The sequence below is a fragment of the Pseudomonas huaxiensis genome (genome assembly GCF_003231275.1).
Lineage (GTDB): Bacteria > Pseudomonadota > Gammaproteobacteria > Pseudomonadales > Pseudomonadaceae > Aquipseudomonas > Aquipseudomonas huaxiensis.
The window spans coordinates 92,221-110,900 of record NZ_QKVL01000006.1 but is presented as its reverse complement, the minus strand read 5'-3'; the positions used below and the strand labels follow the sequence as shown (position 1 = coordinate 110,900).

Genomic DNA, 18,680 nt, shown 5'->3' with positions numbered 1-18,680 from the left:
CTGTAGGAGCGAGCTTGCTCGCGATTGGGCCCCAAGGTTTACATCAGAAGCCCAGACTGAAGCTCACGGTCACCGCATGGTCGCGGTTCTCGCTGGCCAGTTGGCCCGAGTACCCCAGACCCAGCTTGCCGGCCTTGCCAACACTCAGGTCCACGCCCGCCTCGACCACCGCAGCATCCCGTGCAATCGGTACGCCCTCGCTGCTGAAGCCGGCGCCACCTTCGATGAAGCGCAGGTCCGCATCCGGCTTGGTGTCGCCGAAGGCATGCCGCCAGCCGATGCTGCCGCGTGGCGTCAGGGTGCTGCCGTTGTCCAGCGCGAACGCCTTGCCAACCCGCAGGCCGACGGTGGAGAAGGTCGCGTCCTGATCCGTACTGGCTTCCAGACGCCCTACCCCGCCTTTCTCATGGGCCTTGTCGCTGTCGTAGTTGACGTAAGCCAGACCTGCGAACGGTTCCAGCGCAACGCCACCGGCATCGATGGTGTACGCCACTTCACCGAACACCTGAGCGGTACGTGCCTTGTAGCTGGCTTTGAGGCGGTCGTTGTAGCTGCCCGCTTCGACGTAACGCTTGCTGTCGATGTCGTGCCAGGTGTAGCCGGCGCCGACACGTGCGGCGAAGGCGTCCATCTGGTAGCTCAGGTAGGTGGTCAGGTGGTAGCTGTCCACCGAGGCGTCCTGCCCTTTGCCTTTGGCGTTGATGCTGCTGTTGGTGTAACCGGCGGCGATACCCAGGCGCCATTCGTCGTTGAGGCTGTTGTCGAAGCCGATCAGGAAACCGGACAGGTCACGGTCGATGTCGGCCGCGTTATGGCCGCCGTCGAAGTCACCCCAGCCGCCGACGGCACGGATCCAGCCCACGCCCTCGCCATTGCAACCTTGACCGGTGGTCTGCTGGTTGCCGCTTGGTGCGAGTGCGCGGCGCGGGTCCTGCTCGTCGCTGCAACTGGCCTGGCGCATACGGTCGTTGACCGCGTCGCGGATGTAGCGCGAATCCTCGATCAGCACGCTGGCGGTGCTGGCGTGGATCTCGCCGGACAGGCTGTCGAAGGCCTTCACCGCCGTCTCGCGATCGCCGCTGATGATGGTGCTGCGCAGGCTGGCCGGAGCCGCTGCGCTATCAAGGGCTGCGGCCACCGCACGTTGGTTGCTGGTTTCGGCAACGTCAGCGAAGGCGACGCCGTTACGCGCAACCGACAGCGTGACGTTGTTGGCGTCGTAGTTGAGCGCCGAGCTGAGGAACAGCAGGCTGCTCAGGTTGTTGCTGGCGAAGGTGCCGCTCACACCGCCCGTGGCCGAAACCAGGGTGTAGGTGGTGTCGCCGGTGTAGTTACCCAGCCCCAGCACTTGCAGACTGCCGCCCAGGTTGGCGGTGCCGCCGACGTTGAGGTAGTTGGTCACGGTCGGCGTGACAGTGATAGCCAAGGTGCCGTCGCTGGCGTTGGTGAAGTTGCCCGCCACGCTCAGGTTGTTGCCACCGGCGCCAGTCGCCACGGTGCCGTGGTTGACCAGCGAACCGACGCTGCCGGTACCGGTCAGGGTGGCGCCGTTGGCGACGGTAACCTGGGCACCGAGTACGGTCCCCGGGTTGGCCGCGTTGCCGACGATCAGCGTGCCCTGGTTGACGTCGAACGCGCCGTTGGTCGGTTGGTTGCCGACCAGCAACAGATCGCCAGTGCCTTGCTTGATGGTGGTGCCGGTGCCGCTGAGGGTCCCGTTGAACTGCCCGGACGCATCCTGCTGGAACACCAGGCTGGCGTTGTTGAGGATGTTGCCCTGCAGGCTGGTGGTGTTACCCATCAGGGTGCCGCCGCTGACGGTGGTGCCACCGCTGTAGGTATTGGCACCGGTCAGGTACAGCGTGCCGGAGTCGAGTTTCTCGATACCGCCGGTGCCGACCAGCGGCGCCGAAATGGTCGTGGTGCCGCTGTTGACCCGTACCGCAGCCAGACTACCGTCGGCGGCATTGACCGGTGCCAGTGCACCGCCTGTGCCAGCGACGACGTTATAGCCATCGGTAAGGAACTGCATGCCGGTGAACGATTGCTGACCGGCCACGGTGACCTTGCCGCTGGCGCCGCCGAAGACCGCGAACTGACTGGTCCAGCCGGCGTTGCTGCTGCCGCTGGCGTTGGTCCAGTTGGTGCTCGAATCCCAGGTACCGTCGCCGCCGCTGATGGAGCCGTCCGGGTTGGTCTTGCCGCCGTTCCAGAATTGCAGGCTGGTCCCGCCGATCACCAGGTTGAGCTGGTTGGCGATGGCGGTCTGCAGGGTCAGGTCGCCCGGCACGGTGGTGCCTGGCAGGGTGCCGTAGACCAGGCCGTTGTCGGTCAGGCTGCCGCCGTAGGTGAACAGTTGGTAGACGCCCTGACCGAAGCCGCCGGCGTTGCTGATGTTCAGCGTACCGTCGAGCACCAGGTTGCCGGCCACCTGGACGATGGTGGTGGAACCATTCGGCGCGCCCAGAGCGAAGTCGAGGTTGGTGCCCGACGACAGGTTGAGGTTGCCAACCGACAGCGGCGCGGTCGCGCTGCCAGCATTCAGGGTGGCGCCGTCGGCCAGGCTGACAGTGCCACTGTAGGTGCCGCTACCGCCAAGGCTGGCGCCGCTGGCGACCTGCACGTTGCTGCTGGCCAGGGTGCCGTTGTTGACCAGGCTGCCGGCGTTGACCGTGGTGTTGCCGGTGAAGCCGCTGTTGCCGGTGAGCAACAGTTGGCCGGTACCGTTTTTGGTCAGGCTGCCGGTGCCGGTGAGGTTGCCGGTGTAGCTGCCGTTGGCGTTCTGCTCGAAAGTCAGTGCCGCGTTGTTGACGATCGCGCCCTGCAGGCTGGTGGTATCGCCGCTGACACTGCCAGCGTTGATCGTGGTACCGCCGCTGTAGGTGTTGGCGCCGCTCAGCACCAGCGAACCGTTGCCGTTCTTGACCAGGCTGCCGGTGCCAGTGATGGCGCCGCTCAAGGTGGTGTTCTGCACACCGGCCAGGGTCAGTTGGGCACCGAGGTTGATGGCGTTGCCCAGTTGCAGCGCGCCGCTGCTGTCGAGGGTCGAGGCGCCGGTGACGCTGAGGTTGCCGGTGCTCAGCGCGCCGTTGTTGCCCAGGGTCAGGGTGCCGGCGTTGAGGGTGGTGCCGCCGCCGTAAGTGTTGACACCGTTGAGGGTCAGGTTGGCGTTGCCATTCTTGACCAGGCTGCCGGCGCCACTGACCACACCATTGAGGGTCAGGGCGTTGCTGCCGCCGATGGCCAACGCACCGTTGAGGATGGCGTTGTTGGCCAGGCTCACCGCGGTGTTGCTGTCCAGGGTGGTGCCGGCTGCGGCGGTCAGGTCACCGCTGCTCAGCGCAGCGTTGTTGCCCACCACCAGGGTGCCGCCGTTCAGCGCGGTGCCGCCGGTGTAGCCGTTGGCGCCGTTGAGTACCAGGGTGCCGTTGTCGAGTTTGGTCAGGGTGCCGCTGCCATTGATCGCCACGCCCAGGGTCGCGGTACTGCCGCTGTCGACCCGGATGTTGGTGGTGCCGCTGGTCAGCAGTTCGCCGCCGATACCGCCGTTGAGCGCATAGCCATCGCTGACGAATTGCAAGCCGCCGAGGGTCTGCGAGCCGTTGACGGTGATCGTGCCTGCGGTGCCCTGGAATACCGCGAAGGTGTCGTTCCATGCGCGGTTGACGGTGCCGTTGGCATCGGTCCAGTTGCTGTTGGTCACATCCCAGACGCCGTAGCCACCATCCACCGCACCGTTGCCGACGATCTGGCCGCCGTCCCAGAACAGCACGGTGTCGGGGCCGCCAACCACCAGGTTGACCTGGTTGTTGACCACGGTCTGCAGCAGCGCATTGCCGGCCTGCACGGTGCCCGGCAGGGTGTTCAGGTCCAGGCCGTTGTCGGTCAGGGCGCCGGTATAGCTCATGAGGCGATAGACGCCGGAGCCGAAGCCGCCGGCATCGGTGATGTTGAGCTTGCCGTCCAGAGTCAGGTCGCCGGCGATGTCGACCAGCGAAGGCTGACCCGCCAGCGCCGCGCCGAGGCTGGCGTTGACGTTGGAGGTGTCGTTCAGCACCAGCGAACCGACATTGAGGGTGTCGCCGCCTTTGAGCACCAGGTTGCCGCCGTTGGCCACGGTGACGGTGCCGGCGAGGTCGCCGTTGCCGCCCAGCGAGGTGTTGTTGGCAACCGTGACCGTGTTGCTGGCGAGGCTGCCGTCGACCATCAGGCTACCGCCGCTGACGGTGGTGGCGCCGCTGTGGGTGCTGGTGCCCGTGAGGGTCAGGGTGCCGGTGCCGTTCTTGTCGAAGGCACCGGTGCCACTCAGGTTGCCGGCGAAGGTGCCGTTGCCGACCGACAGGGTGGTGCCGTTATTGATATCGACGGTACCCGCGCCATCCAGATCGCCCAGGCTGAGGTTGCCGGCGAGGTTGAGGTCAGCGCCGCTGCTCAGGTTGATCTGCGACGGAGTACCCAGCGAACCGCTGTTGGCTGTCAGACGCCCGGAGCGGATGTTGAGAATCCCGCCGAAGGTGTTCGCGCCGGTCAGGGTCAGGTTGTTCAGGCCGTCCTTGTTCAGGGTGCCGTTGCCGCTGACCACGCCGGACAGGGTCAGGTCGTTGCTGCCGGCCACTGTCAGGGTGCCGCCAACATCGACGTTGTTAGCCACGGTCAGCACGCTGGTGGTGTCCAGTTGCGAGATACCGGTGACGCTCAGCGTGCCGGTGCCCAGGGCACCAGCATTGCCCAGGGTCAGGTTGCCGCCGTTGAGGGCGAGGCCGCCGGTGAAGGTGTTCGCGCCATTAAGGGACAGACGAGCCGCACCGTTCTTGATCAAGCGGCCGCCGCTGAGGCTGCCGGTATCGTCGATCACACCGTTCAGCGTCAGGTCGTTGATGCCGTCCAGGCTCAGCGCCGAGAGCAGGTGCACGTTGTTGGCCAGGGACAAGGCGCTGCTGGTATCCAGCGACGACAGGCCGCTCACCGTCAGGGTGCCGCTGCCCAGCGAGCCAGCGTTGCCCAGGCGCAGTTTGCCGGCTTGCAGGTTGAGCCCGCCGGTGAAGCCGTTGACGCCATTCAGGCTCAGGGTTTTGTTGCCTTGCTTGACCAGGCTGCCGGCACCGTTGACCAGACCATTGAGGGTCAGGTCGTTGCTGCCGAGCACGGCCAGGTTACCGGCGAGGTTGACGGTGTTGGCCACTGTCCTTGCCGAACTGACATCCAGTTGCGTGCCGTTGGCGGCGTTGAGGGCGCCTTGGCCCAGCGCACCGTCGTTGGCAAGCACCAAGGTGCCAGCATTCAGTGCCAGCGGGCCGAGGAAGGTGTTGACGCCGCCGAGGGTCAGGACGCCACTGCCATTCTTGGCCAGACGGCCGCTGCCGCTGATCACACCGTTGAGGGCCAGCGCGTTGCTGCCCGCCAGGTTCAGGTTGCCGGTAACAGCGATGTTGTTGGCCAGGGCCACTGCCTTGTTGCTGTCCAGCGTAGTGCCGGTGGCAGTCGTCAGATCGCCGGTGCCCAAGGCACTGTTGCTGCCGACCACGAGGGTGCCGCCGCTGAGCCGGGTGCCGCCGGTGTAGCCGTTGTTGCCATTGAGTATCAGGGTGCCGGTGTCCAGCTTGTTCAGGGTGCCGGTGCCGTTGACATCCAGCTCCAGCATCGCGGTGACATTCGGGTCGACACGCACGGCGAACGTGCCGCCATTGCGGTTGACTGCGTTCAGTGCATCGCCCGTGAGCACGTAGCCGTCGGTCATGAATTGCATACCGTCGACGGTCATCATGCCATTGGTATTGCCCGACGCATCGACAGTGACCACGCCCGCGCTGCCCTGGAAGATCGCAAACTGGTTGAGCCAGGGCTCGTTGGTCAGGCCGTCGATAAGGGCCCAGTTGGTGTTGGTGGTGTCCCACACGCCGCTGCCACCTTCGATGCTGCCGTTGGGCACCGTCCCGGCGCCGTCCCAGAACTGCAGGATCAGGTTCGTCGAGGCGACACCCACGTTGACCTGCCCGGGGATAACCTGGAGTTGCAGTTCGAGAAGACTCACACCGTCCGGCCGGTTGCCGATGACAAGGGTGTTGTTCACCAGCCCGCCGCTGTATTCGAACAGACGGTAGAGACCGTTACCGAAGCCGCCGGCATCGGTGATGTTCAGCGTGCCGTCGAGGGTCAGGTTACCGGCCACATTGAACAACGTATTGCTGCCGGTAACCGGCGAGCCGAGGGCGACATCGACCTGGGCGTTTGGCGCGAGTGTCAGCGAGCCGAGGCTCAGTTGACTGCCGCTGGTGCCGACCAAATGGCCGTTGTTCTCAATACGGACGAGGCCGCCGACCGAACCGGTACCGGTCAGTGTCGCGCCGGAGCTGACGGTGAGGTTGCCACCGCTCAGGGCACCGGTGACGTTCAGGGTGCCATTGGTGACCTGACTTGCACCGGACAGGTTGCTGAACCCGCTCAGTTCCAGCACACCGGCGCCAACCTTCCTCAGCCCGCCATCGCCGCCGAAGGAACCGGCGAACACGCTGTCGGCACCCGTACCTCCCAGCGACAGGGTGCTGCCGAGACCAATGTTGGTGAAACCGGAGCCGGTCAGCGAACCAACGCTAGTGTTGCCGTTGATATTGAGGGCGCTGCCCCCGCCGATGTTGACCAGGCCCGGAGTACCCAGCGCATTGGCGCCGAGGGACGTAACGTTACCGCTGGTGATGTCCCAGGTACCGGTGAAACTGCTGTTGCCGGTCAAGACCAGATCGTCGGCGCCAGCCTTGATCAAATTGCCGCTACCGCTCAGTTGGCCGGCATAGGTCAGCGCGCCAGCGGTGTTCAGGGTCAGATCACCGTTGACCACGATGGCATTGGCAAGGATCAGCGCCTGGGTGTTGAGCAGAGTTGCGGTGCCGTTGGCGGTCAGCACGCCGGTGCCCAGCGCACCGCTGTTGTTGATCGACAGGGTGCCGCCGTTCAGAACGGTACCGCCGGTCCAGGTGCCGTTGGCGCCAGTCAACACCAGGGTGCCGGTGCCGGACTTGACCAGTTGACCGCCGCCGCTGATCACGCCACTCAGGCCCAGATCGTTGGCGCCGTTGACGGCAAGGTTGGCGTTGAGCGCCACGTTGTTGCCCAGTACCACGGCGCTGTTGCTGCTGTTGAGGCTCGAAGGGCCGTTGACCTGCAGGGCGCCAGTGCCCAGCGCGCCATTCTGGCCGACTATCAGGCCGCCTGCGTTGAGGGTGGTACCGCCGGCGTAACTGTTATTGCCGTTGAGGGTCAGGACGCCCGCGCCATTCTTGGTCAGTTGTCCCGCACCATCGACCGTGCCATTGAGGGTCAGGTCGGCGCTGCCGCCAATGCCCAGCGCGCCCAGCAGGTGCACGTTGTTGGCCAGCGCCACGGCGATGCTGTTATCCAGCGCGACGTTGTTGTTCGCGGTCAGGTCGCCGGTACCCAGAGCACCGTTGGTGGCGAGGATCAGCTTGCCACCGTTGAGGGTGGTGCCGCCGGTGTAGGTGTTGGTGTTGCTCAGGGTCAGATCAGCCGTACCGTTTTTGCTCAGGCTGCCGGCGCCGTCGATCACGCCGTTGAGCACCAGCTTCTGCGCGCCGGCCAGGGTCAGGTTGCCGGTGAGGGTCAGGGCATTGGCCAGGCTGAGGTCGGTGGTGTTGTGCAGCGTACCGCCGGCGGCGGTGAGTTTTCCGCTGCCCAGCGCCGTGGCGGAACCGAGTGCCAGGGTACCGGCGTTCAACTGGGTGCCGCCCTGATAGGTGTTAGTGCCCGACAGGGCCAGAATGCCCGCGCCGTTCTTGATCAGCGTGCCCGCGCCGGTGACGTTGCCGCGCAGGCCCAGGTCATTGCTGCCGGCCACGGTCAGGTTGGCGCCCAGGTTGACGGCGTTGCCGACGGTGACAGTGGCGTTGCTGTCCAGGGTCGATGCGCCGGTGACATTGAGCGTGCCGTTGCCCAGCGCGGTGTTGTTGCCCAGCACCAGGGTGCCGGCCGCCAGGTTGGTGGCACCGCCATAGCTGTTGGCACCGGTGAGGGTGAGCACGCCCGCGCCGGTTTTCGTCAGACCGCCACTGCCGCCCACCACACCGTTGAGGGTGATGTCATTGCCGCCGTTGAGGGTCAGGTTGGCGCCGAGGTTGACGGCGTTGGCGAGGATCACTGCGGTGGAGCTGGCCAGGGTCGCCGCGCCGCCGATGTTCAGCGCGCCAAGGCCGAGGGCGAGGTTGTTGCCCAGGGTCAGGGTACCGCCGTTGAGGCCGGTATTGCCCAGGTAGCCGTTGATGCCGTTGAGGGTCAGGTTGGCGCTGCCGTTCTTGGTCAGGCCACCGGCACCGTTGACCACACCATTGAGGGTCAGATCGGCGAGGCCGATCAGATTCAGGTTACCGGTAACATTGATTGCGTTGCCCAGCACCGTGGAACCGGTGTTGCCGAGGGCGGTACCCGCGGCCGCATTCAGGGCGCCCAGGCCCAGCGCGGTATCGCTGCCCAACACCAGAGTGCCGGCGTTGAGCGCGGTATCGCCGAGGTTGCCGTTGTTGCCGGTCAGGGTCAGGACACCGGCGCCATTCTTGATCAGGCCGCCAGCACCGTTGATAAGGCCGGTCAGGGTCAGGTTGTTGCTGCCGCCGATGTTCAGGCCGCCGAGGACATTGAGGTTGTTCGCCAGGGTCACGGCGCTGTTGCTGTCGAGGGTCGTGCCGTCCGCCGCGTTAACTTGGCCGGAGCCCAGCGCGCCGTTGTTGCCGACGACCAGGGTGCCGACGACCAGGGTGCCGCCGGCCAGGGTGGTATTGCCCTGGAACGTGTTGACGTTGTTCAGTACCAGCGTGCCGCTGCCGGTCTTGTTCAGACCAGCAGTGCCGCTGACCACGCCGTTCAGGGTCAGGTTGGCGCTGCCCGGCAGGGTGAGGTCGGCACCGAGATTGACGCCATTGGCCAGCGTCAGCGCGCTGCCGCTGCTCAAGCTCGAGGCGCCGGTGACATTGAGGACGCCGCTGCCCAGCGCACCGCCGTTGCCGAGGATCAGGCCACCGGCAGCCAGGGTGGTGCCACCGACATAGGTGTTGACGCCATTGAGGGTCAGGTTGCCCGCGCCGTTCTTCACCAGCCCGCCCGCACCGCTGGCGGTGCCGTTGAGGGTCAGGTCGTTGCTGCCGGCCAGGGTCAGGGTCGCGCCCAGGTCGATCAGGTTGGCCAGGGTCAGCGCGGCGCTGTTGTCCAGCGTACCGGCACCGGCCACGTGCAGCGTGCCGCTGCCCAGAGCCAGGTTGTTGCCCAGCACCAGACTGCCGGCATTCAAAGTGGTGCCGCCAACATAACCGTTGACGCCGTTGAGGGTCAGGCTGCCGTTGCCATTCTTGACCAGGCTGCCGGCGCCATTGATCACACCGTCGAGGGTCAGCGGGTTGCTGCCGGCAATGTTCAGCGCGCCGAGCAGGCTGATGCCGTTGCCCAGGGTGACGGCGGTGTTGCTGTCCAGCGTGGTGTTGTTGGCGGTGGTCAGCAGGCCGCTGCCCAGCGCGAAGTTGTTACCCACGACAAGGGTGCCGCCGCTGAGCCGGGTGCCGCCGGTGTAGCTGTTGTTGCCGTTGAGCACCAGGGTGCCGCTGTCGGCTTTGTTCAGCAGACCGCTGCCGCTGAGGCCGAGGTTCAGGGTCGCGGTGCGGCCCGGATCGACACGCACGGTGGCGGTACCGCTGTCGTTGTTGACCAGGTTCAACTGGCCCGCAATGCCGCTGTTGAGTACATAGCCATCGGTGACGAACTGCAGACCGGTAACGGTCTGGGTGCCGTTGACCGCGACCGTGCCCGCCGCGCCCTGGAACACTGCGAAGTTGCTGCTCCAGTCGCGGTTGCCGGTGCCGTTGACGGTGGTCCAGTTGGTGGTGAGGGCGTCCCACACACCGTTGCCGCCCTGAATGGTGCCGTCGCCGAGCAGACCGGTACCGTCCCAGAACAGCACGCTGCCGTTGGCGCCGCCTACCAGCAGGTTGACCTGGTTGGCGATCGCCAGTTGCACTTCCAGGTCGCCCGCCTGCACGCCGCTCGGCAGGGTGCCGAGGACGAGACCGTTGTCGGTGAGCGTGCCGGTGTAGTTGATGATCTGATAGATACCGGCGCCGAAGCCGCCGATGTCGCTGACGTTCAGGTTGCCGTCGAGGGTCAGGTTGCCGCCTACGGTGATCAGCGGGCTGCCACCGGTGGACGGCGAGCCGAGGCCGATGTCGAGGTTGGAATTGCCGCTCAGCACCAGTGAGCCGAGGCTCAGGTTGGCGCCGCTGTTGGCCGCCAGGTGACCGCCATCGGCCACGGAAACCGCGCCCGCCAGCGAGCCGCTGCCGGTCAGGGTGCCGCCGCTGTTGACCTGCACCACGCCACTGGCGACCGAACCGGTGACGTTCAGCACGCCGCCGTTGATCTGGGTGTTGCCGGTGTAGACGTTGATGCCGGCGAGTTCCAGGCTGCCGTTGCCGACCTTGATCAGGCCGCCATTGCCGTTCAGCGCACCATTGAAGACGCCGCTGAGATTGCCGGTGCCGACGCTCAGGTTGGCGCCGGTGCCGAGGTTGATCGCACCGCTGCCGCCGAGGGTGCCGACGCTGCCGCTGGCGCCCAGGTTGAGGTTGGCGCCAGCGCCAACATTCACCAGCGAGGTGTTGCCGAGCGCGCCGGTGCCGACGGTGGTCACGCTGCCGGACAGGATGTTCAGCGCGCCGGTGAAGGTGTTGGCACCGCTCAGGGTCACGTCAGCCAGGCCGGTCTTGATCAGACCGCCAGTGCCGCTGATCACACCGCCCAGGGTCAGGGCATTGTTGCCCGCCAGGGTCAGGTCGGCGCCCAGTGCAATGGCGTTGCCCAGCGCGAACGCCGCGCTGTTGTCCAGGGTCGCCGCGCCGCTCACGTTAAGCGTGCCGCTGCCCAGCGCCGCAGCGTTGCCGAGGGTCAGGGTGCCGGCAGCCAGCGTGGTGCCGCCGACGTAGGTGTTGACGCCGTTCAGGGTCAGGTTGCCCGCGCCGGTCTTGACCAGGCCTGCGGCACCGTCGATGACGCCGTTGAGGGTCAGGTCGCTGTGGCCGACCAGGGTCAGGTTGGCGCCCAGGGTAATAGCGTTGCCCAGCGCGAATGCCGAGGTGGTGTCAAGGTTGGCCGCGCCGCTGACGTTCAGCTTCAGCGCGCCGCTACCCAGCGCCAAGGCATTGCCGAGGGTCAGGGTGCCTGCGGCCAGGGTGGTGCCGCCAGCGTAGGTGTTGACGCCGGTCAGGGTCAGATTGCCCGCGCCGGCCTTGATCAGGCTGCCATTGCCGCCGATGACGCCGCTGAGGGTCTGGTCGGCGCTGCCGCCGATGGTCAGGGCGGCATTCAGGTTGACCTGGTTGGCCAGGTTGATCGCGGTGGTACTGTCGAGGGTGCCGGCGCCGTTGACGTTCAACGCGCCAGTGCCCAGGGACAGGCTGTTACCCAGTTGCAGGGTGCCGCCCTGCAGGTTGGTGCCGCCCGTGTAGGTATTGGCGGCGTTCAGACTCAGGGTCGCGCTGCCCTGCTTGATCAGCGCGCCTGTGCCGCTGACCACGCCATTGAGCGCGAGGTCGGCGCTGCCGCCGATTGCAGTGTTGCCGCCCAGATTGACCAGGTTGGTGAGCGTCAGGGCGGTGGTGGCATCCAGCGTGGTGCCCGCCGCAGTATTCAGGGTGCCCGAACCCAGCGCGCCGCTGCTGCCCAGTTTCAGGATGCCGGCGTTGAGGTTGGTGTTGCCTTGGTAAGTGTTGTTGCCGGACAGAACCAGGGTCGCGCCGCCGGACTTGGTCAGGCCGCCGGTGCCGGCGATGTCGCCGGTGAGGGTCAGGTCATTGCTGCCCAACACATTCAGATTGCCGGTGACCGTGATGCCGTTGGCGACGCTAAGGACTTTGTTGGCGTCCAGCGAACCGCCATTCGCGGTGAGGCTGCCGCTGCCCAGGGCGGTGGTGGCGCCGAGTACCAGGTTGCCGCTGTTGAGGACGGTGCCGCCGGTGTAGGTGTTGGCGCCGTTGAGGATCACGCTGCCGGTGCCGGACTTGGTCAGCCCGGCGGCGCCGTCGATCACACCGTTGAGGGTCAGGTTGGCGCTGCCCGGCAGGATCAGGCCGGCGTTCAGGTGAATCGCATTGGCAATGGCTTGCGCGCCCGCGCTGGCGAGGTTGGCGACGCCGGCGACAGTCAGGTCGCCGGTGCCCAGTGCCAGGCCGCTGCCGACAGTCAGGGTGCCGTTGTTCAGGGTGGTGCCGCCCTGGAAGGCGTTAGCGCCACTCAGGGTCAGGTTGGCGTTGCCGTTCTTGATCAGGCCGCCAGTACCGCCGACCACGCCTTGAAGGTTCAGGTCGAAGGTACCGCCAACATTGACGGCGCCGTTGAGGGTGACCGCATTGCCCAGCGCGAGCGCCGTGCTGGCATCCAGGGTGGTGCCCGCCGCCGCGACCAGAGCGCCCTGCCCCAGCGCGCTGGCGTTACCGAGCATCAGCCTGCCGACGTTCAGCACGGTATTGCCGACGTAGGTGTTGACGTTGCTGAGGGTCAGGTCAGCCACACCGTTCTTGATCAGGCCGCCATTGCCGGTAATCACGCCGGTCAGGCCGAGGTTGTTGCTGCCGCCGATGGTCAGGTCAGCGCCAAGGCTGAGGCGGTTGCCAATATTGAGCGCTGTAGTGCTGTCGAGAGTCGAGGTGCCGCCGACGATCAGCGTGCTGCTCCCCAGCGCCTGGGCGTTGCCCACTTGGAGCACACCGGCATTGAGCACGGTACCGCCCGTGTAGGTGTTCGCCCCATTGAGCGTGAGCGTGGCCGCGCCGTCCTTGGAGATCCGGCCGACGCCGGCGACCACGCCATTCAGACGCAGGTTGTCACTTCCGCCGACATACAGGATGCCGCCGAGGTTGACCTGATTGTCGATGGCCACCGCTGCATTCGAATCCAGCCCGGTGCCCGCCGCCGTATTCAGGATGCCGACGCCCAGCGCAGTGTTGCTGCCGAGCACCAGCGTGCCGGCGTTGAGGTTGGTGTTGCCCAGGTAGGTGCTATTGCCACTCAGGGTCAGGCTGGCGGTGCCGGTCTTGGTCAGGCCGCCGGCGCCACTGATGCTGCCAGTCAGGGTCAGATCGTTGGTGCCCGGCAGGTTGAGATTGCCGGTCAGGCTGATGGCGTTGCCGACGGTCAGGGCCGCGAGGGCGTTCAGGGTGGTGCCGTTGGCCGTGCTCAGTGTGCCGGTACCCAGCGCAGTGTTGCTGCCCAGACTCAGGATGCCGCTGTTCAGTTCCGTGCCACCGCCGTAGCTGTTGTTGCCGGACAACAGCAAGACGCCCGCGCCCGTCTTGGTCAGGCTGCTGGCGCCATCGATCACGCCAGTGAGAGCCAGGGAACCGGTGACCGGGGTGGTCAAGGTGCTGTTGAGGTGAATGGCGTTGCCCAGCGGACCGGTGGCCGCGAGGGTGGCGGCGCCTCCGACAGTCAGGTCACCGCTGCTCAGCGCGGCCGCGTTGGCCACGGTCAGGGTCCCGGCGTTCAGGATGGTGCCACCCAGGTAGGTGTTGACGCCGGTCAGGGTCAGGTTGGAGGCGCCGTTTTTGACCAGGCCACCCGCACCGTCTACCACGCCCGTGAGGGTGAGGTCCGCGAAGCCGCCGATGTTCAGCAAACCGTTGGCGGTGACTGCATTGTTCAGGGTCAGTGCGGAACTGACATCCAGCGTGGTGCCGCCGGACGCGACCAACTCGCGTTGGCCGAGAGCGCCGGCATTGCCGAGCACCAGGCGCCCGGCGTTCAGTTGAGTGTTGCCTTGGTAATTGTTGGTACCGCTGAGGGTCAGGTCAGCACTGCCATTCTTGATCAGACCACCGGTACCGCTGATGGTCCCGCTGAGGCCAAGGTTGGCGTTGCCGCCGATCTTCAGGTCGCCGTTCAGGTTGACGATGTTGGCCAGGGTCACCGCGGTGCTGGCATCGAGGGTAGTGCCGGCTGCCGCAGTCAGCGCGCCGTTGCCCAGCGCTTTAGTGGAGCCGGCGATCAGCGTGCCGGCATTCAGGCTTACGCCACCGAGGAAGTTGTTGACACCGCTAAGGGTCAGGCTCGCCGCACCGTCTTTGGTCAGCGAACCGGCGCCGGTGATCGCGCCAGTGAGTGTCAGGGCATTGCTGCCAGCGATGCTGAAATTCCCCGCCACATTGACGATGTTGCTCACCACCCACGCGGCATCGGTATCCAGGGTCGTGCCCGCCGATGCGGACAGCACGCCAGTGCCCAGCGCACTGTTGTGGCCGATGATCAGCTTGCCGCTCTGCAGTTTCACGCCACTGCTGAAGGTGTTGTTGCCGCTGAGGGTCAGGTCGGCCGCACCGGTTTTGACCACACCGCCACTACCGGAACCCGTGATGGTACCGCCGAGCTTCATGGCGTTATTGTTGAGCAGGGTCAGGGCGTTGGTGCCCATGGCGATGTTGTTGGTCAGGGTGACAGCAGTGTTGGCGTCGACGCTGGTCGCAGCGCCCACCGTCAGCGTGCCAGTGCCCAGGGCGAGATTGTGCCCCACGATCAGGCTGCCCGCGCTGAGGGTCACGCCGCCGCTGTGATTGTTCGCGCCATTGAGGGTCAGCGTGGTGCCCGCGCCGGTCTTGAGCAGGCTGCCGGTGCCGCTGGTCTGGCCGTTGAGGATCAGGTCGTTGGTACCGGTGACGGTCAGGGCGCCGTTGAGGGCCAGGTTGTTGGTCAGGGTACGGAGGGCAGTGCTATCCAGAGTAGTGGTGTTGCTCGCAGTGATGAGACCGCTGCCGACGGCAAAATCATTGCCGAGGATGACCTTGCCGGCCGCGAGGTTGAAGCCGCCGGTGAAGCCGTTGACACCGTTGAGGATCAGGTCGCCCGCGCCGGTCTTGCTGAGGGCTCCGGTGCCGCTCAGGGTACCGCTCAGGGTCTGCGCGTTGGAGCCAGCAATGCTCAATCCGGCAGTGAGCGTCATGCCGCTGGTGAGAGCAATCCCGGTAGTGTTTTGCAGCGTGGACGCGCTGTTGACGATGATCGAGCCAGTGCCCAGTGCCGCGATATTGTCCAACTGAACCGTACCGCCCGCGAGGACAGTGCCGCCGGTGTAGTTGTTGGCTCCGGTGAGTATCAGGGTGCCGGCACCGCTCTTGGTCAGGGCACCGCTACCTGTAAGTACGCCAGACAGGGTCAGGGTATTGCTGGCGTTGGAAACCCTCAGGCCATTGGCGCCAAGGGTGATGCCGTTGCTTACCGTGGTGTTGTTGGCTGCAGCATCCAGACCGCCGCCATTGGCAGTCACCGTGGCGCCGATCAGCGCGTTGGCGTCGACCCTCAACACGCCGCCAGTGAGTTGCACTGCCCCGTTGGTAGTCGCAACGGGGAACAACCGGTTAAGCAACGTCCAGGTACCGCTTTGGACGTTCAGATTACTGAAGTTGAGGTATTTGGTGCCGTCGATATTGCCTAAACCAATGGACCCCGAACCGCCACCAACGGCGTTCTGCAGATTCAGGACGTTGCCGTTGTTGACGGTACCGCCGTTGACGATGCCGGCAGGCACGTAGTTGATACCCAGTCCCCCCAGAACCCCCAGGTCAACACCGACGCCCGACCCCGCGCCCATTGTCGATCCGGTAATGGCATTGAAGGTGTTGGCAGCATTTCCAGCGCCAAGGTTGATACTGCCGTTGACGACGCCGGTAGCGTTGTTGGTAAAGACGTTGCCTGCGGCGGAGGCCTGCATGGCCACTCGGCCAGTGATGATGCCGTTGTTGAGAATGACGTTCTTCGCACCACCACGCAGCGCGATCACCGCCATGTCTTCCGGCAGCACGGCAGCACTCGCCAGAGCGGTACCGCTGATCAGTCCACTGTTGGTCAGGGTGGTCGTACCGCTGGCGCCGTTCTGCACCACCAGGCCAACCCCGCCCAGCCCGAGCAGGCTAGCCGACAACAGCGACGAGGTCCCCAGAATCTGGCCAGTCGCGAGGTTGTTGACGGTGACAGTACTGCCAGCCGCATTGCTGATATTGAGCGCGGTGGTAAGCGACACCAGCCCCACCAGCGACGGGTCGATTTTCCCGGAGTTGTTGAAAGTGACGCCAGTTCCCGTGAGCGACACCGCGTTCACCAGATCCACCAAACCCGTGTAGATCTGCGCGCCGTTGTCCACGTTATATGTCTGGTTGCTGGCCGAGCTCACCAGACCAACGGTGACACCAGTGCAAGTGGTGGTGGGGACAGACGTGACACAGGCCGCCAGCGCCTGCGGGCTGAGCAATCCGGAAAGCGCGCCGGCCGCTGCCATGCTGATGGCCAGCGGAAGCGGAGCAAAGCGAGCTTGAAAGGTTTTTTTGCCGAACTGTCTGACCACGGGCGACTCCTTCGTGGGCCAGGCATATCCGTTACTGAATGCGTGTGGGGTGTCGAGATAAGCCCCCTTGGAAATACACACACTGCGCGTCGAACAGCCTGACCTTGGCGACTACTGGTTCCATTTGGGGTGAATTTGTAGCCGAAAAATTGGATCCACGTCGGACAATTCGTACGTTCACTTAGTATTAATACTTCCTGATTAGTAGCCGGTTTCGCGAGATGAAACCGATGTGGGGCGTGGTCTTGAGCCGACGAACGGTAGGAGTGGTTAGAAAAAGGTTTGTATTCAGGGTGATGCGGGAATTTGTGTCTGAATGTTACAAACCTGACCGAATGGATGGTTTTGAATTGCCGCCTATTCGACCGAATAACCATCCACTCAATGCATGGTTTGCCGGTCATGGTTGAGATATCGTTTCGACATCAGCCATGGAAAGCACCTACATGCTCGACTTCTTGTCATCCCTGTTCTTCGAACTCATTGCCCCTGTTCTCCGGGCCTTGTTCTACCCCCTCGGCTGGCCCCTCGTGAAACTCATCACGCTCGGACGGTATCCTCAAAAAGGTTCCTGGCTCCGTGATACCCGGCAGGCTGATATCACCGCGATCATCGGCCTGGCCGTCGCGTTGGTCGGCATGATGGCTGCGCTGCAGCAGTTCAGGGTTGTTTAGGAGGCAACCAACCCGCTGATCATCGAGCACCGGTTTTGCGACCTATCAGCATCCATGCGTGCAACAAGGCTTCCTCGCAGGGAATGGCGGGATGGGTGTGCAAGAGTGAGACGATGAGTCCAAAGGCATTCGCCCGCTATTGCGGGCGAATGCCTTTGGACCTGAGAAGGATTCAGCTCCGAACGGCATTGACAGGTGGAACCCGCCCCGCCCATGGCTGGGCCAGTTCCAGTTGCGCAGCCAGCGCCAGCAAGGTGCCTTCCTCGGCGAAACGCCCGGCGAAATGCGAACCGATCGGCAAGCCGCCCGGCGTCCAGTAAAGCGGCACCGACATCGCAGGCTGGCCGCTGGCGTTGAACAGCGCGGTGAACGGCGAATAGCTGTGGAAGTCCTCGATCAACGTGGCGAGGTCGAGCCGGTCGTCGAAGCGATCGAGGCTGCCGATCAAGGGGGGTTCGCGGGTCAGGGTCGGCGTCAGAACCAAATCATAGTTCTCCATGAAGCGGGCCAACTGCCGGCCCAGTGCATGGATACTTTCCACGGCACTGGCGTAGGTCGCGCCGCTGATTCCCCCCTTCTCCCGCAGGATAATCCGGGTCCGCGGTTCCAGTTCCTCATCGGGAACCGGCTGCCCGCGCAACTCACCGAGCAGATCGAGATAGCTGCGAGTACTCGCGCCGATTACATCGAACACCTTGTCCAGAAATCCCAGCGGCTGCACCGGCAGCATCGCGGGCTCCACTACGTGCCCCAGCGATTCGCACAGACGCGCGGTATGGCGTACCGCCTCCAGCGCCTGCGGGCTGCTGGTCCAGGGGGCCAGGTGCTCGACTAAAGCAATGCGTAGCGGACGGTGCGGCTGGTGCAAGGTGTCGACAAAGGGCATGTCCTGCCACGGCGCTGCATAGGGCGCGCCAAGGTCGGCGCCGGCGGTGATGTCGAGCAAAGCGGCACTGTCGCGCACCGACAGGGTGATGGCATGGGGCGTGCCCATCCCGGCCCAACCTTCGCCTACCAGTGGGCCGCAAGGCATACGCCCGCGGCTCGGCTTGAGGCCAAACACCCCGCAACAGGAAGCAGGCACCCGTAGCGAGCCGCCGCCGTCGTTGCCATGAGCGAAGGGCACTACCCGGGCAGCTACCAGAGCGGCAGCCCCACCGCTGGAACCGCCGGCACTGCGGTCGGTGTCCCAGGGGTTGCGGGTGGCGCCAAAGCGAGTCGACTCAGTGGTATATGAGGTGCCGAATTCTGGTGAGGTGCTGGTGCCAATGAACTGACAACCGGCCTCTCGCAGGCGGCTGACCACTGCATCATCCAGACCGGGGCGAGCCTCGCCAAGGGCTAGCGAGCCGTTGGTCATCCGCGCCTCGGCCAGAGGAGAAAACAGGTCTTTGGTCAACGTAGGCACCCCGGCAAAGGGGCCTTCCACCGCTCGCGCGCGGCGGGCGCTGTCGTAGAGTTTCTCGGCGACAGCGTTGAGTCGCGGCTCCACCTGTTCCAGGCGGACGATGCTGGCCTCCAGCAGTTCGCGGCGGCTGATTTCACCGCTATTGACCAGGCCGGCAAGGCCGGTGGCGTCGTGCTGATCCAGCAGGGCTTGAATGTCGTACATGGTGATCCTCAGGTCAGGC

General features: G+C 65.1%; 3 protein-coding genes. 1 reads left to right on the top strand and 2 read right to left on the bottom strand.

Features of this window, described 5'->3' with window-relative positions:
• Nucleotides 1-43 precede the first annotated feature (43 nt).
• A complete protein-coding gene (locus tag DM374_RS09695) occupies nt 44-16,309 on the bottom strand; it encodes an autotransporter-associated beta strand repeat-containing protein (protein WP_110969758.1) in 16,266 nt (5,421 codons plus the stop codon).
• Between the two features lie 497 nt (nt 16,310-16,806).
• On the opposite strand from DM374_RS09695, the gene DM374_RS09690 reads away from it, so the two are divergent.
• Nucleotides 16,807-17,049, top strand: coding sequence for a hypothetical protein (locus DM374_RS09690; RefSeq protein ID WP_225422469.1), 243 nt, complete (start codon nt 16,807-16,809; stop codon nt 17,047-17,049).
• A 172-nt stretch (nt 17,050-17,221) separates the two neighbouring features.
• Here DM374_RS09690 and DM374_RS09685 read toward each other — a convergent pair whose 3' ends face one another.
• Nucleotides 17,222-18,661: an amidase gene (locus DM374_RS09685; RefSeq protein ID WP_110969639.1), complete on the bottom strand. Its 1,440-nt coding sequence runs from the start codon at nt 18,659-18,661 to the stop codon at nt 17,222-17,224.
• Nucleotides 18,662-18,680: the final 19 nt, after the last annotated feature.

Coding starts and splice junctions, on each gene's coding strand:
- DM374_RS09690 (WP_225422469.1), top strand. CDS start 16,807: ATGGAAAGCACCTACATGCTCGACTTCTTGTCATCCCTGTTCTTCGAA.
- DM374_RS09695 (WP_110969758.1), bottom strand. CDS start 16,309: ATGGCAGCGGCCGGCGCGCTTTCCGGATTGCTCAGCCCGCAGGCGCTG.
- DM374_RS09685 (WP_110969639.1), bottom strand. CDS start 18,661: ATGTACGACATTCAAGCCCTGCTGGATCAGCACGACGCCACCGGCCTT.